This window comes from Streptomyces sp. CRN 30, assembly GCF_034105845.1.
On the sequence record NZ_JAVRHI010000138.1, the window covers coordinates 44,000 to 58,262 of the forward strand.

General features: G+C 72.2%; 15 protein-coding genes. 9 read left to right on the top strand and 6 right to left on the bottom strand.

From position 1 onward, the window contains the following. Nucleotides 1-21: 21 nt before the first annotated feature. Together UW392_RS13355 and UW392_RS13360 are read left to right on the top strand one after the other, a co-directional pair. Complete coding sequence (locus tag UW392_RS13355; RefSeq protein ID WP_320775165.1) at nt 22-975, top strand: ROK family glucokinase; 954 nt, start codon at nt 22-24, stop codon at nt 973-975. Nucleotides 976-1,060: 85 nt separating this feature from the next. Next, nucleotides 1,061-1,819 carry an endonuclease/exonuclease/phosphatase family protein gene (locus tag UW392_RS13360; protein WP_320775166.1) on the top strand — a complete coding sequence of 253 codons (759 nt, stop codon included), beginning with the start codon at nt 1,061-1,063 and terminating at the stop codon, nt 1,817-1,819. Between the two features lie 41 nt (nt 1,820-1,860). Here UW392_RS13360 and UW392_RS13365 read toward each other — a convergent pair whose 3' ends face one another. Together UW392_RS13365 and UW392_RS13370 are read right to left on the bottom strand one after the other, a co-directional pair. Then, nucleotides 1,861-2,742 (bottom strand): hypothetical protein, encoded by an 882-nt coding sequence (locus tag UW392_RS13365; protein WP_320775167.1) that lies wholly within the window; start codon nt 2,740-2,742, stop codon nt 1,861-1,863. Beyond that, nucleotides 2,735-3,550, bottom strand: coding sequence for an alpha/beta hydrolase (locus tag UW392_RS13370; protein WP_320775168.1), 816 nt, complete (start codon nt 3,548-3,550; stop codon nt 2,735-2,737). The genes UW392_RS13365 and UW392_RS13370 overlap by 8 nt, the downstream gene beginning before the upstream one ends. Before the next feature lie 314 nt (nt 3,551-3,864). Between UW392_RS13370 and UW392_RS13375 the strand changes: the two genes are divergently transcribed. The 4 genes from UW392_RS13375 (at nt 3,865) to UW392_RS13390 (ending at nt 7,883) form a co-directional block, all read left to right on the top strand. Continuing rightward, nucleotides 3,865-4,650, top strand: a complete 786-nt coding sequence (locus UW392_RS13375; protein WP_320775169.1) for a lysophospholipid acyltransferase family protein — start codon at nt 3,865-3,867, stop codon at nt 4,648-4,650. A gap of 48 nt (nt 4,651-4,698) precedes the next feature. Then, the gene (macS, locus tag UW392_RS13380; protein WP_320775170.1) at nt 4,699-5,970 is read left to right on the top strand and encodes a MacS family sensor histidine kinase; all 1,272 of its coding nucleotides are present in this window, start codon (nt 4,699-4,701) and stop codon (nt 5,968-5,970) included. A gap of 62 nt (nt 5,971-6,032) precedes the next feature. Beyond that, nucleotides 6,033-6,680, top strand: a complete 648-nt coding sequence (locus tag UW392_RS13385) for a response regulator (protein WP_414496056.1) — start codon at nt 6,033-6,035, stop codon at nt 6,678-6,680. 174 nt (nt 6,681-6,854) lie between these two features. Further along, nucleotides 6,855-7,883 carry a 6-phosphofructokinase gene (locus tag UW392_RS13390; protein WP_320775172.1) on the top strand — a complete coding sequence of 343 codons (1,029 nt, stop codon included), beginning with the start codon at nt 6,855-6,857 and terminating at the stop codon, nt 7,881-7,883. Between the two features lie 95 nt (nt 7,884-7,978). On the opposite strand, the gene UW392_RS13395 is transcribed toward UW392_RS13390, so the two are convergent. Together UW392_RS13395 and UW392_RS66950 are read right to left on the bottom strand one after the other, a co-directional pair. Continuing rightward, a complete protein-coding gene (locus UW392_RS13395; protein WP_320775173.1) occupies nt 7,979-9,853 on the bottom strand; it encodes an anthranilate synthase family protein in 1,875 nt (624 codons plus the stop codon). 120 nt (nt 9,854-9,973) lie between these two features. After that, complete coding sequence (locus tag UW392_RS66950) at nt 9,974-10,036, bottom strand: trp operon leader peptide (RefSeq protein WP_414496058.1); 63 nt, start codon at nt 10,034-10,036, stop codon at nt 9,974-9,976. A 103-nt stretch (nt 10,037-10,139) separates the two neighbouring features. Here UW392_RS66950 and UW392_RS13400 point away from each other — a divergent pair, with 103 nt between their 5' ends. Both UW392_RS13400 and UW392_RS13405 read left to right on the top strand, forming a co-directional pair. Further along, a complete protein-coding gene (locus UW392_RS13400) occupies nt 10,140-11,492 on the top strand; it encodes a class II 3-deoxy-7-phosphoheptulonate synthase (RefSeq protein WP_320775174.1) in 1,353 nt (450 codons plus the stop codon). A gap of 186 nt (nt 11,493-11,678) precedes the next feature. Continuing rightward, nucleotides 11,679-11,912, top strand: coding sequence for a (2Fe-2S)-binding protein (locus UW392_RS13405; protein ID WP_320775175.1), 234 nt, complete (start codon nt 11,679-11,681; stop codon nt 11,910-11,912). 27 nt (nt 11,913-11,939) lie between these two features. Here the strand turns inward: UW392_RS13405 and bfr are convergent, their stop codons facing one another. Next, nucleotides 11,940-12,458 (bottom strand): bacterioferritin, encoded by a 519-nt coding sequence (gene bfr, locus UW392_RS13410; RefSeq protein ID WP_320775176.1) that lies wholly within the window; start codon nt 12,456-12,458, stop codon nt 11,940-11,942. Nucleotides 12,459-12,645: 187 nt separating this feature from the next. On the opposite strand from bfr, the gene UW392_RS13415 reads away from it, so the two are divergent. Beyond that, nucleotides 12,646-13,308: a sulfite oxidase-like oxidoreductase gene (locus UW392_RS13415; RefSeq protein ID WP_320775177.1), complete on the top strand. Its 663-nt coding sequence runs from the start codon at nt 12,646-12,648 to the stop codon at nt 13,306-13,308. A gap of 43 nt (nt 13,309-13,351) precedes the next feature. On the opposite strand, the gene UW392_RS13420 is transcribed toward UW392_RS13415, so the two are convergent. After that, entirely contained in the window at nt 13,352-14,218 is an 867-nt protein-coding gene (locus UW392_RS13420) for a deoxyribonuclease IV (protein WP_320775178.1), read from the bottom strand. Nucleotides 14,219-14,263 lie beyond the last annotated feature (45 nt).

A 14,263-nucleotide genomic window follows, 5' to 3' on the forward strand; every position in this document is an offset into this window, starting at 1 on the left:
CTCGACCGAACTGAGGGATTCATGGGACTCACCATCGGCGTCGACATCGGCGGCACGAAGATCGCGGCCGGCGTGGTCGACGAGGAAGGCAACATCCTCTCGACCCACAAGGTGCCGACCCCGGGCACGCCCGAGGGCATCGTGGACGCCATCGCCTCCGCCGTCGACGGCGCGCGGGCCGGGCACGAAATCGTCGGTGTCGGCATCGGCGCCGCCGGCTACGTGAACCGCCAGCGCTCGACGGTCTACTTCGCGCCCAACATCGACTGGCGCCAGGAGCCGCTCAAGGAGAAGGTCGAGGCGCGCGTCGGCCTGCCGGTCGTCGTGGAGAACGACGCGAACGCGGCCGCCTGGGGCGAGTACAAGTTCGGCGCGGGCAAGGGCCACCGCAACGTCATCTGCATCACGCTCGGCACCGGCCTCGGCGGCGGCATCATCATCGGCAACAAGCTGCGCCGCGGCCACTTCGGCGTGGCCGCCGAGTTCGGCCACATCCGGATGGTGCCCGACGGCCTGCTGTGCGGCTGCGGCTCGCAGGGCTGCTGGGAGCAGTACGCCTCCGGCCGCGCCCTCGTGCGGTACGCGAAGCAGCGCGCCAACGCCACGCCGGAGCGCGCCGAGGTGCTGCTCTCGCTGGGCGACGGCACCCACGAGGGCATCGAGGGCAAGCACATCTCCATGGCCGCGCGGCAGGGCGACCCGGTGGCCGTCGACTCCTACCGCGAGCTGGCCCGCTGGGCCGGCGCCGGCCTCGCCGACCTGGCCTCGCTGTTCGACCCGTCCGCGTTCATCGTCGGCGGCGGACTGTCGGACGAGGGCGAGCTGGTCCTCGACCCGATCCGCAAGTCCTACAAGCGCTGGCTCGTCGGCGGCAACTGGCGTCCGGTGGCCGACGTGATCGCCGCCCAGCTCGGCAACAAGGCGGGCCTGGTGGGCGCGGCGGACCTGGCCCGGGAGCCCGACCCGATCATGTAGGACGACGGCTCACCACGCACGCTGACACGTACGACGGCGCCCGCCGCCCCGCCCGGGGCGGCGGGCGCGGCGTATCTTGATCGTCATGGTGACCACCACGGTGCTTCCCGGCTCCCGGACCGAGGCCGACGGCTCCGCCGTCGTGCGGGTGCTGAGCTACAACATCCGCTCGATGCAGGACGACACCGCCGCGCTGGCCCGGGTGATCACCGCCTGCGCCCCGGACCTGGTGCTCCTCCAGGAGGCCCCCCGCTTCTTCCGCTGGCGCAAGAAGCTGGCGCGGCTGGCGGCGGCCTCCGGGCTCGTCCACCTCTCGGGCGGCGCCACCGCCGCGGGCCCCGCCCTGCTGTGCTCGCTGCGGGCGCGGGTCGAACGCACCGAGGACGTGCTGCTGCCCCTCACCCCCGGCCTGCACCGGCGCGGCCTCGCCACGGCGGTCGTCCGGTTCGGCGGCGCCCGGCTCGGGGTGCTCAGCACGCACCTGAGCCTGCGGAAGGACGAGCGGTACGAGCAGTCCGGCATGCTCCTTGACCGGCTGGCCGGGATGGGCGTGGAGCACGCGGTCGCGGGCGGCGACCTCAACGACACCCCCGACGGGCGGAGCTTCCAGCGCCTGGCCGCCGAGCTCCAGGACGGCTGGGCGACGGCCCCGTGGGGCGGGGAGTACACCTCCACGGCGACGGACGCCGTCAAGCGGATCGACGCGGTCCTCGCCACCCCGGGCGTCGAGGTCCTGGGCTGCGGCGTGCCCCGGGAGCACCCCGGAGTGACGGAGGCGGACCTGCGGGCGGCCACCGACCACCTGCCGGTGCTGGCCGCCCTCAGGGTGCCCGCCGCATCCTGACCGGCGCGGGCGGCGCGGGCGGCGCGCGGTCCCGCGACCGCTCAGACGACCGCCCCGCGTCCCGGGTCGTCGTTCTCCTCGTCGTCGTCCTGCATGCGCAGCACCAGCGTGGCGAAGCCGCCGAGGAAGCCCCCGATGCCCAGGGTGGCCAGCCACCAGGTCATGTGCCAGCCGAGGAGCACGGCGAGCAGCAGCAGGAGGGGGCCGCCCACCACCCCGAGCCAGGCGAACTTGGCCGTCGTGTCGGCGGCGGGCAGCGGGGGCGGCTCGGGCGGCACGAAGTGGCCCTCGCCGTCCTCGTCGTCGTCCTCCGCGCCGCCCTTGCCGGACCTGTCCGGTTCGGGCTCGGCCAGCCGGTAGTCACGCGGGCCGCCGACGCCGGGCGCGAAGGCGACGGAGCCGCCCAGGGGCAGGGTCGCGGCGGGACCGCCCTGCTCGGCGGAGTCCCCGCCCTTCTCGGCGTCCTCGGACCTCGCGGACTGCTCGGACGGCTCGTCGGAGGACGTCCCGGAGGGTTTCTTCTCGGCGGATCTGCCGGGACGTCCCCCGCCGGGCTCTCCGGCGGACTCCTCGGCGGAGTCGTTCGGGTCCGTCTCCAGCAGTGCCAGGTCCTCCACCGACTTGAACGGCTTCGCCCCGGGCGGGTCCGGCGGCTCGTCCCCGTACCCGGCGACGATGGCCCGCCAGGCGGCGTCCTCGTCGAACGGAACGCCCGGCTCCGCACCGGGCGGCGGCGTACCGGCCGGCGTACCGGAAGGCGTGTCGCCGGGCGGCACGGCGGAAGGAAGACCGGCGGACGGGGTGCCGCCGGCGCCGGAGGTGCCGGAGGAGTCGCCTGGGGAGGAGCCGCCGAAGTCGCCGCGGTCCCCGCCCGGCGGCGCCTCCTTCTCCTCCGGCTCGCGCTCGGAGTCGTGCTCAGCCACCAGTGGCCGTCCCTTCCCGCTGTTCCGCCGGCGTCGCGGTCGCCTCCTCGCCGGCGTCGGCCGAGGGGGCGAGCCGGCCGATGAAGGCGTGACTCTCCTCGAAGATCAGGTCTGCGTCGTTGTCCAACGTCGCGACGTGGTAGCTCTGTTCCAGCAGGATCTCGGTGACGTCCGTGGACGAGACCCGGCCGAGGACGCGCGCCGAGTCGGCCGGCGGCACCACGTGGTCCTCGACGCTGTGCAACAGCAGCAACGGCTGGGTGACCTGCGGAAGTTCCTTGTCGACCAGCTGGAAGAAGGTCCGCAGCGAGTGCGCCGCGTGCAGCGGCACCTTGGCGTAGCCCACCTCGGCGGCACCCTCCTTCCTGATGTCGCTGGTGATCCCGTTCGTCGTACGGACGAAGTGGCGGAGCACGGGAAGGGCGTGCGCGGCCAGGCCGTGCACCCTGTTCCCCGGGTTGACGAGGACGATCCCGGAGATGTCGTCGCCGTGCCGCGCGGCCAGCCGCAGCGCCAGGGCACCGCCCATGGACAGCCCGAGGACGAAGACCCGCGCGCAGCGCTCACGCAGGGCGCGCAGCTCGCGGTCCACCTCCGCGTACCAGTCCTGCCAGCCGGTGAGCTGCATGTCCTCCCAGCGCGTGCCGTGCCCGGGCAGCAGCGGCAGCGAGACGGTCAGACCGCGCTCGGCGAGGTGTTCGGCCCAGGGGCGCAGTGACTGCGGGGAACCGGTGAAGCCGTGGCAGAGGAGGACGCCGACCTCCCCGCCCTCGTGGCGGTACGGCTCGGCTCCAGGGAGGACCCGCACGTTCGGTCTCCTGTTCGGTGAGGTGGGGCGGTCGGAACGGGGGTGGTCAGAGCTTCGCCGGTCGGGGACCGGTACACGCCCTGCGGCGCACGGGCCACGGGACGCCGCCCCGAGGCGTCGCGGGCCGACGAGGCGTACTTCACCGTACGCGACCCCACTGACACCGACCAGGGGTTTCGCCCACCCGGGACGACCGCCGGCGACCGTGCCGGAACCGCGCCGGACCGGCTCCGCGCGGTCCGCGATACGGGCCGTCCGGCCCCGGGGCCCCGCGCCGGGTTAAGGTCTGACCGACAGACACAGGAGGCACTCGGTTGTTGTACGGCGCGATGAAGGTGGGCATCGGGGGGCCGCTGAAGCTCGCCTTCAGGCCCTGGGTGGAGGGCCTGGAGAACGTTCCCGCCGAGGGCCCGGCGATTCTCGCGAGCAATCACCTCTCGTTCTCCGACTCGTTCTTCCTGCCCGCGGTCCTCGACCGCAAGGTGACGTTCATCGCGAAGGCGGAGTACTTCACCACGCCCGGCGTCAAGGGCCGGATGACCGCCGCCTTCTTCAAGGGCGTCGGCCAGCTCCCGGTGGACCGCTCCGGTACGCGCGGCGCGGGCGAGGCGGCGATCAAGAGCGGCATCGAGGTCCTGGAGCGCGGTGAGCTGTTCGGCATCTACCCCGAGGGCACGCGCTCGCCCGACGGCCGCCTCTACCGGGGCAAGCCCGGCGGTCTCGCGCGGGTGACGCTCGCCACCGGCGCCCCGGTGATCCCGGTCGCCATGATCGACACCGAGAAGATCCAGCCGCCGGGGAAGGTCGTCCCCAAGCTGATGCGCCCCGGCATCCGGATCGGCAAGCCCCTCGACTTCAGCCGCTACCAGGGCATGGAGCACGACCGGTTCGTGCTGCGCGCGGTGACCGACGAGGTCATGTACGAGATCATGAAGCTCTCCGGCCAGGAGTACGTCGACATCTACGCGACCGCCGCCAAGCGGCAGATCGCGGAGGCGGCCAAGGCGGAGAAGCAGGCGCAGAAGGAAGCGGAGAAGGCGCACCGGGAGCCGGCGAAGGAGCAGGAGGCGGGCGCGGAGAGGGAACGCTCCGGTTCGTAGCCGCGTCCGTCAGGGGAGGGGAGCGAGCGGCCGAGAAGGGGGAACCGGGTGCCCGGGCGCGAGAGAGTCATGAGGATGTCGGTCGAGCAGCCGCTGTGGCGGGCCCTGACCGGCTACCGCATCCTCACCCTGCTGTACGCGATCGGCCTGTTCATCAGCGCGTACGACGCGTTCGTGCGCCCCTGGGTGGCCATCGCCTACTTCGCGGTCCTGGCCGGGTGGACGCTGGCGACCCTGCCCAAGGTGGCGAACGCGGCCGGCTGCACCAAGCGGTTCCTCGCCGCCGACCTCACCATCGCGCTCGCCGGCATCCTGCTCACCCGGGTCGCCGACGACGCGTCCCGGATCGAGGCCGGCGGACCCACGCTGCCGTCGATCTGGACCGCCGGCGCCGTGCTGGCGTTCGCGATCAAGGGCGGCTGGCGCTGGGCCGCCTTCGCCTCCACGCTGGTCGCCGTCGCCAACCTGGTCGAGCGCGGCGCCCCGACCCGCGACACCGTCCACAACGTGCTGCTCGTCTGCATCGCCTCCGTCGCCATCGGCTACGTGGTCGAGGTCGCCCGCGCCTCCGAGCGCACCCTCGCCCGCGCCCTGGAGATCGAGGCCGCGACGCGGGAGCGGGAGCGGCTGGCCCGCGACATCCACGACAGCGTGCTCCAGGTCCTCGCCATGGTGCAGCGCCGCGGGAACGCGCTCGGCGGCGAGGCGGCGGAGCTGGGCCGGATGGCGGGCGAGCAGGAGGTGGCGCTGCGCAGCCTGGTCTCGGGCGGGCTCGTCCCCGTCTCCCACGCGTCGGAGGACGCGTCCGAGGGTGCGGTGGTCCGGGTGGTCGAGGAGTCCGACGACCCCGGGGAGCGGGACGGGGCGGACGGGGCGGGGGCGGCCCGGGGCCCGGTGGACCTGCGGGCGCTGCTCACCCCGTACGCCGGCGCCCGGGTCACCCTCTCGGAGCCGGGCGCCCCGGTGCCGCTCGGCCCGCACGCCGCGCGCGAGCTGGCCGCCGCGGTCGGCGCCGCCCTGGACAACGTCCGCGGTCACGCCGGCGCGGACGCCAGCGCCTGGATATTGGTCGAGGACGAGCCGGACGAGGTGATCGTGACCGTGCGCGACGACGGCCCCGGCATCCCGGACGGGCGGCTCGCCCAGGCCGAGGGCGAGGGGCGGCTCGGCGTGGCCCTGTCCATCCGGGGACGGCTGCGCGACATCGGCGGCACGGCCGAGGTCATCTCGGTCCCGGGGCAGGGCACCGAAGTGGAACTGAAGATACCGAGGGCCCGTACGGGCACCGGCGGCACACGGGGGAAGGCGGAGCGGGGATGACGGGCGGCACGGAGCGCCGGGCGGACGAGCGGCGGGACGGACGGCAGGAGACCCTCAGGGTCATGGTGGTCGACGACCACCCGATGTGGCGCGACGCCGTCGCCCGCGACCTGGCCGAGGCCGGTTTCGACGTGGTCGCCACCGCCGGCGACGGCGAGCAGGCGGTGCGCCGTGCCCGGGCCGTCGCGCCGGACGTCCTGGTGCTGGACCTGAACCTGCCCGCCAAGCCCGGCGTGCAGGTGTGCAAGGAGCTGGTCGGCGCCGACCCGGCGCTGCGCGTCCTCGTCCTGTCGGCCAGCGGCGAGCACGCGGACGTGCTGGAGGCGGTGAAGTCCGGGGCCACCGGCTACCTGCTCAAGTCCGCCTCCACGACGGACCTGATCGACGCGGTGCGCCGGACGGCCGTCGGCGACCCCGTCTTCACGCCCGGCCTCGCGGGCCTGGTCCTCGGCGAGTACCGGCGCCTGGCCTCCGAGCCGGCGCCCGCCCCGGGAGCGGACGAGCCGGACGCGCCCCGGCTCACCGAGCGCGAGACGGAGGTGCTCCGGCTGGTCGCCAAGGGGCTGAGCTACAAGCAGATCGCGGAGCGGCTGGTGATCTCCCACCGCACGGTCCAGAACCACGTGCAGAACACCCTGGGCAAGCTGCAGCTGCACAACCGCGTGGAGCTGGTGCGCTACGCCATAGAGAGAGGGCTCGACGAGGCGTAAACCGTCGGTTTCACCTCATAGAGTGATACGCGACTGATCAACTCGCCCAAATCGCATCGGAATTGACCTTTCGCACCATGCCCGAGTGAGCTGGATCACTATTAGCGTGACCGGTGTCAGGTGTCGTGCGTCCATGACGCGCGTCAGGCACGCGTATGGCGAAGGGACATTTCCATGCGGGTCGGAGTACTGACCGGAGGCGGCGACTGCCCCGGGCTCAACGCCGTCATCCGGGGCATCGTGCGCAAGGGCGTGCAGGAGTACGGCTACGACTTCACCGGCTTCCGGGACGGCTGGCGGGGTCCCCTCGAGAACGACAACGTGCGGCTCGACATCCCCGCCGTGCGCGGGATCCTGCCGCGCGGGGGCACCATCCTCGGCTCCTCGCGCACCAACCCCCTGAAGCGGGACGACGGCATCCGGCGCATCAGGGAGAACCTCGCCAAGCAGGAGGTCGAGGCGCTCGTCGCCATCGGCGGCGAGGACACACTGGGGGTGGCGGCCGAGCTGACGGACTCCTACGGCGTCCCCGTCGTCGGCGTCCCCAAGACCATCGACAACGACCTCTCGGCCACGGACTACACCTTCGGCTTCGACACGGCGGTCGGCATCGCGACGGAGGCGATCGACCGGCTGCACACCACGGCCGAGTCCCACATGCGCGTCCTCGTCGTCGAGGTGATGGGCCGCCACGCCGGCTGGATCGCCCTCCACTCCGGCCTCGCCGGCGGCGCCAACGTCATCCTCATCCCCGAGCAGCGGTTCGACGTGGAGCAGGTGTGCGCCTGGGTGACCTCACGGTTCCGGGCCTCGTACGCGCCGATCGTGGTCGTCGCCGAGGGCGCCATGCCGAAGGACGGCGAGATGGTGCTGAAGGACGAGACCCTCGACTCCTTCGGGCACGTCCGGCTGTCCGGCGTCGGCGAGTGGCTGGCCAAGCAGATCGAGAAGCGCACGGGCAAGGAGGCGCGGACCACCGTGCTCGGCCACGTCCAGCGCGGCGGCACCCCGAGCGCCTTCGACCGCTGGCTCGCCACCCGCTTCGGCCTGCACGCGATCGAGGCCGTCCGCGACGGTGACTTCGGCAAGATGGTCGCCCTGCGCGGCACGGACATCGTGCGCGTCCCGATCGCGGAGGCCACGGCGAAGCTGAAGACGGTCGACCCGAAGCTGTACGAGGAGGTCGGGGTGTTCTTCGGCTGAGGCCGGCCCGCCGGCCCCCTCCCGCAGAGCTCGCCCGGGTGCCGTACGGGACGCGAGATCGTCCCGTACGGCACCCGGGCATCCGTGTCCGCCGCCTACCGCGGCACCGCGCCCGTGCCGCTCAGCTGCCCGATCAGCTCCCGTACGACGGCCGCGCCCCGCAGGGACAGCACCGACTCGGGATGAAACTGGATCCCCGCGAACCCGGGACCGCGCACCGCGTGCACCTCGCCCGACCCGCTTCGGCTGACCTCCACCCCGTGCGCCGCCAGTTCCGCCGCCGCCGCGTCGTCGCACACCGCCACGAAGCTGTTGTAGAAGCCGACGGTCTCGGTGCGTCCGAACAGGTCGATCTCCGTCTGGGCCCCCTGGAACGGGACCTCCTTGCGCACGATGTCCAGCCCCAGCTCGGCCGCGATCAGCTCATGGCCCAGGCAGACGCCGAGCACACCGTGCCGGTCCGCCCCCCGCCCCCTGATGACGTCGGCGGCCAGTCCGCGCAGGAACCGCATCTTCGGGTCGTCCATGTCGGAGGGGTCGCCGGGACCCGGGCCCAGCACCACCGGGCCCTCGTGCGCGAGCACCGCCTCCCGCAGCCCCGGCGCGTCGTACCGCCGGACGGTGACGTCCAGGCCGCTCGACCGCAGCACGTGCGCGAGCATCGCGGTGAAGGTGTCCTCGGCGTCCACCACGAACGCGTGCCCGGACAGGTCCGCGGACGGGGCCTGCATCCGCAGCCAGAACGGCGCCAGCGAGGCCCGCCGTCCGTCGAGTGCCGCCCGTACCCGGGGGGCGTCCGCCAGCCGCGGCCGCGCCCCCTCCGTACGCGGCCTGCCGGGGCGTACGCCCAGCGCGGCCAGCACGCCCGCCGCCTTGGCGTGCGTCTCGGCGACCTCGCCCGCCGGGTCCGAACCACGGACGAGCGTGGCCCCCACCGCCACCTCCAGCCGGCCGTCGGCGGCGATGTCGGCGGTACGGATGAGGATGGGGGAGTCGAGGGTCTGGGCGCCGCCCGCGTCCCGCCCGAGCAGCGCCAGCGCGCCCGCGTAATAGCCGCGCCCGCCCGACTCGTACCGCTCGATCACCCGGCACGCGTTCTGCACGGGCGAGCCGGTGACCGTCGCCGCGAACATCGTCTCCCGCAGCACGTCCCGCACGTCCAGCGAGGACCGCCCGCGCAGCTCGTACTCGGTGTGCGCGAGGTGGGCCATCTCCTTCAGCCGGGGGCCGACCACGACCCCGCCCATGTCGCCGACCGTGCACATCATCTTGAGCTCCTCGTCGACGACCATGGAGAGCTCCTCGATCTCCTTGCCGTCGGCGAGGAAGTCCAGCAGGTGCTCCGGCGTCGGCCCGTCCGCAGGGTAGCGGTAGGTCCCGCTGATCGGGTTCATCACGACCGTCCCGCCCGACATCCGCACGTGCACCTCGGGGCTGGCCCCCACCAGGGTGCGGTCACCGGTGTGCACGACGAACGTCCAGTACGCGCCCCGCTCGCCCGCCAGCAGCCGCCGGAACAGCGCCAGCGCGTCCGCCCGGCCGAAGCCGGGGACCCGCCCCTCGTACGTCCGCCGGATCACGAAGTTCGCGCCCTCGCCCCGCCCGATCTCCTCACGCAGCACCCGCCCGACGGTCTCGGCGTACTCCTCGTCGCTCACGTCGAAGCCGCCGTCCTCGACCCGGACCCGGTGCCCGGGCAGCTCGGCGAGGGCTCGCTCCAGCGGCAGGCGGTGGGTCTCCTCGGGGGTGAGGAAGGCCAGCGGGGTGCCGTCGTCGCGGACGTCGAAACCGCGCTCGCGGATCTGGCGGAACGGCACGAGGGCGAGTCCCTCGCTCGGCAGGTCGGCGAGGTGCTCGTACGCGGTGACGGGCCCGACCAGCAGCTCCACCGTGTTGTGGTCGTGTCCGGGGGTACGGCGGTGCAGCAGGGCGAACGGTCGGGGGTCGTCCAGCAGGTCGAGCAGGTGCATGGCTGGTTCCTCTCGGTGGGGCTCACTGAGCCCGGTGGGGAGGGAAGCGGCCGCGTTCCGGCGGGAAACGCCGAAGGCCGCCCCTCGGGCGGCCTTCGCGAAGTCTTCGAGTACGCGCGATCAGCGGGCCGCCGGGTGAGCGGTCCACCACCAGTTCCGGTGCGGGATCGGATGCGCGTACATGGTGGGCACCCTACCGGAAACGGGCCGTTCCCCACGGGCGGAACGTGTCTCACTTGATGAGCACGGGGATGGACGCCCGACCCGACCCCGTAATGTTGACGTCGTGACCGTGAACGCTAAGACCGGCGCGAGCGCCGGCAACACCTGGCGAGACCTGCCCGCGGCGCAGCAGCCCGAGTACCCCGACCCCGAGGCTCTGCGCGCAGTGATCGCGGACCTCGAGTCGTATCCGCCGCTCGTCTTCGCGGGCGAGTGCGACCAGCTGCGCGCCCGGTTGGCGTCTGTCGCCAAGGGAGAGGCGTTCCTGCTCCAGGGCGGCGACTGCGCCGAGGCCTTCGACGCCGTGTCCGCCGACCACATCCGCAACAAGCTCAAGACGCTGCTGCAGATGGGCGCCGTCCTCACGTACGCGGCCTCCGTGCCCGTGGTGAAGGTGGGCCGGATCGCGGGCCAGTACTCCAAGCCGCGCTCCAAGCCGACCGAGACCCGCGACGGCGTCACCCTGCCGACCTACCGCGGCGACTCGGTCAACGGCTTCGACTTCACCGAGGCGGCCCGTGTCCCGGACCCCGAGCGCCTGAAGCGGATGTACCACGCGTCCGCCTCCACGCTGAACCTGGTGCGCGCCTTCACCACCGGCGGCTACGCCGACCTGCGGCAGGTGCACGCCTGGAACCAGGACTTCGTGCGGTCCTCGCCGTCCGGGCAGCGCTACGAGCAGCTGGCGCGCGAGATCGACAACGCGCTGAACTTCATGCGGGCCTGCGGCACCGACCCGGAGGAGTTCAAGACCGTCGAGTTCTACGCCTCGCACGAGGCGCTGCTGCTCGACTACGAGTCGGCGCTGACCCGGGTGGACTCGCGCACCGGACACCTGTACGACGTCTCCGGCCACATGGTGTGGGTCGGTGAGCGCACCCGGCAGCTGGACCACGCGCACATCGAGTTCGCGTCGAAGATCCGCAACCCGGTCGGCATCAAGCTCGGCCCGACGACGACGGCCGAGGAGGCGCTCCAGTACATCGAGCGGCTCGACCCCGAGCGGGAGCCCGGCCGGCTGACCTTCATCGTCCGGATGGGCGCCGACAAGGTCCGCGACCGGCTGCCCGAGCTGGTCGAGAAGGTCACCGCCTCGGGCGCGACCGTGGTCTGGGTCACCGACCCGATGCACGGCAACACCTTCGAGGCGGCCTCCGGGCACAAGACCCGCCGCTTCGACGACGTGCTCGACGAGGTCAAGGGCTTCTTCGAGGTGCACAAGGCGCTGGGCACCCATCCGGGCGGCATCCACGTGGAGCTGACCGGCGACGACGTCACCGAGTGCGTGGGCGGCGGCGACGAGATCTTCGTGGACGACCTCCACCAGCGGTACGAGACGGCCTGCGACCCGCGGCTGAACCGCAGCCAGTCGCTGGACCTGGCGTTCCTCGTGGCCGAGATGTACCGGGACCAGTAGGGGCGTCGCCCGTTACCGAAGTGTCCACTGGGGCGCGGATCACAGACGATCCGCGCCCCTTCCGGCTTTTGCGGCACTTGCGTGACGGGTAAGGTTAGGTTTGCCTCACCGAACAGTTCGGGGCCCTGGTCAGTCGCCCGCGGTCCATCGGTACGGCACGATCATGACCATGGAACCTGTCGGGAGGTGGACCGCGTGTTCGTCTGCAGCTGTTTCGGTGTGACCGAGGAGCAGGTGAGGAAGCACGCGGAAGCCGGTGCCTGCACCCCCCGGCAGATCGCCTCCGCCTGCAAGGCCGGCACCGACTGCGGTGGCTGCGTCCGGCGCATCCAGGCGCTGCTGGGCCGTGGCGCGTGCCCCCGCAGGCAGCTGATCGACCAGGGCGGGTCCAGCCTCGCGGAGCTGCCCGAGGCGGCCTAGCGGCCGCGGCGTGCCCGATCAGTACACCTAGGGCGTCGTGAAACCGCCGGTGCCCGGTCCCGAGGGGTCCGGCTGGGACTGCTCGATGACGGTCGAGATGTACAGCGCCTCGCCGAGCTTGTCGATCAGCTCCAGCTGGGTGTCCAGGTAGTCGATGTGGTGCTCCTCGTCGGCGAGGATCGCCTCGAAGACGTTGGCGGACGTGATGTCGCCCTTGTTCCGCATCACCTCGACGCCGCGCCGCAGCCGGTCGATGGCCTCGACCTCGACCTGCTTGTCGGCCTGGAACATCTCCGTCACCGTCTGTCCGACCCGGACGTGGAAGAGCCGCTGGTAGTTCGGCAGGCCGTCCAGGAGCAGGATGCGGTCGGTGAGCAGTTCGGCGTGGCGCATCTCGTCGAAGGACTCGTCCCGCGTGTACTTGGCGAGTTTCGTCCAGCCCTTGTGGTCCTGCAGCTTCGAGTGCAGGAAGTACTGGTTGATCGCGGTCAGCTCGGCGGTCAGCTGCTCGTTGAGGAATTCGAGGACCTCGGGGTCGCCCTGCATGGCAGAGGCTCCTTCCGGACGTGGGAAGAGGGGCCGGTTGCGCCGCATGATTGCACCGCGGTGGAGGGGCGTCCAGTAAGTGCATACTTAGTTAGTAAGGGCATGCTTAGTCGGATTGATCAGGATTGTCCTGAAATAACAGAGACCCGGGTCATCTCCACCGTTCCGTGTCTGTCAGGATGGAGCCATGGGTCAGCCGGTGGAACGCGAATCTGGAGCTCGTACACCCGGAGATCGCGCCCCGGACGGTGCGACGCGGCCGCAGCTCCCGCCGGGACAGCGACTCCAGCGCGGCTGGCCGGTCACCCACTACGGGCCCGTCCCGAAGTTCCGGCCCGAGCGCTGGGACTTCCGGGTCTTCGGCGCCACCGCGGACGGCGGGAAACACTGCTGGACCCACGAGGAGTTCACGGCCCTGCCCTACTCCACGGTCCTGGCCGACCTGCACTGCGTGACCAAGTTCAGCATGGTGGGCGCCGAATGGGGCGGCATTCCGGCCCGGACGATCCTGGACACCGCACCGCCCGCGCCGGACGTCACCCATGTGATGGTCTGGGCCGAGTACGGGTTCAGCTCCAACCTCCGCCTCGCGGACTTCGCGTCCGAGCGCACGATCTTCGCCACCCACAAGGACGGTGAGCTGCTCACCGCCGAGCACGGCTTCCCGCTCCGGCTGATCGTCCCCCACCTGTACGCCTGGAAGGGACCCAAGTGGGTGCGCGGCGTGGAGTACATGACCGCCGACCGCCGCGGCTTCTGGGAGGAGCGCGGCTACCACAACGTCGGCGATCCCTGGAAGGAGCAGCGGTACTCCTACCAGGAGCAGCCGGAGGAGGGTTCCGGGCTTTGAGCCCTCCCAGCCCGCCGCGGGCCGGGAGTTCCGGGCCCGGAGGTCAGCCGTCCCGGAGCTTCTTCAGCCGCTCCACGTCCGCCGCGTGCCCCGCCTGGCCGCCGGGCGTCTCGATGACCAGGGGCACGCCCGCGGTGGCGGGGTGGGCCATCAGCGCGCGGAACGGATCCTCGCCGATGTGACCGGCGCCGATGTTCTCGTGCCGGTCCTTGTGGGCGCCCGCCACGTCCTTGGAGTCATTGGCGTGGACGAGCTTCAGCCGGCCCTCGCCCACGGTCTCCACCAGCAGGTCGAGCGTCTGGTGCATCCCGCTGGGCCCGGTCAGGTCGTGGCCCGCGGCGAAGATGTGGCAGGTGTCCAGGCAGATACCCAGCTTCGGATGGGCGTCGAGCGCCGCGAAGTACGGGCCGAAGTCCCAGGTGCGCGAGCACAGGGAGGCGCCCTGGCCCGCGGTCGACTCCAACAGCAGGTACGGGTCGTCGTCGTGCGTCAGCTCGTCGAGCAGCGGCAGCAGGTGCTCGCGGACCTGCGCGAGCGCCACGGAACGCTCCCGTCCGCCGGTGGCGCTGCCGGTGTGCACGACCACGCCCAGGGCGCCGATCTCACGGGCCCGGCGCAGCGAGTGCCTGAGCGACACCACGGACCGCTCGACCGTCGCCTCGGTGTGCGAACCGAAATTGATCAGGTACGGGGCGTGCACGTACGCCGGGATCGACTGCTGCGCACAGGCCTCTTGGAACGCCTCGTCCTGCTTCGGGTTGCCCGGGGGCGTCGCCCAGCCGCGCGGATTGGCCACGAAGACCTGGACGGTCTCGGCCCCCAGTTCACGGGCGTAGGAGAGGCCGACGGAGTGCAGGCCGCCGGCCACGGGCACATGGCCGCCGACGGGATTGCGATGGTGCTTGCTCACCCTTCCAGGGTGACACGCGCGGCACGGTGCCCGGCCACCGCCGCC

Excerpts from the sequence above, each read along its gene's own strand:
- UW392_RS13390 (WP_320775172.1), top strand. The coding sequence starts at position 6,855 with ATGCGGGTCGGAGTACTGACCGGAGGCGGCGACTGCCCCGGGCTCAAC.
- UW392_RS13395 (WP_320775173.1), bottom strand. The coding sequence starts at position 9,853 with ATGCACCTGCTCGACCTGCTGGACGACCCCCGACCGTTCGCCCTGCTG.
- bfr (WP_320775176.1), bottom strand. The coding sequence starts at position 12,458 with ATGCAGGGCGACCCCGAGGTCCTCGAATTCCTCAACGAGCAGCTGACC.
- UW392_RS13415 (WP_320775177.1), top strand. The coding sequence starts at position 12,646 with ATGGGTCAGCCGGTGGAACGCGAATCTGGAGCTCGTACACCCGGAGAT.
- UW392_RS13355 (WP_320775165.1), top strand. The coding sequence starts at position 22 with ATGGGACTCACCATCGGCGTCGACATCGGCGGCACGAAGATCGCGGCC.
- UW392_RS13385 (WP_414496056.1), top strand. The coding sequence starts at position 6,033 with ATGGTGGTCGACGACCACCCGATGTGGCGCGACGCCGTCGCCCGCGAC.
- UW392_RS13360 (WP_320775166.1), top strand. The coding sequence starts at position 1,061 with ATGGTGACCACCACGGTGCTTCCCGGCTCCCGGACCGAGGCCGACGGC.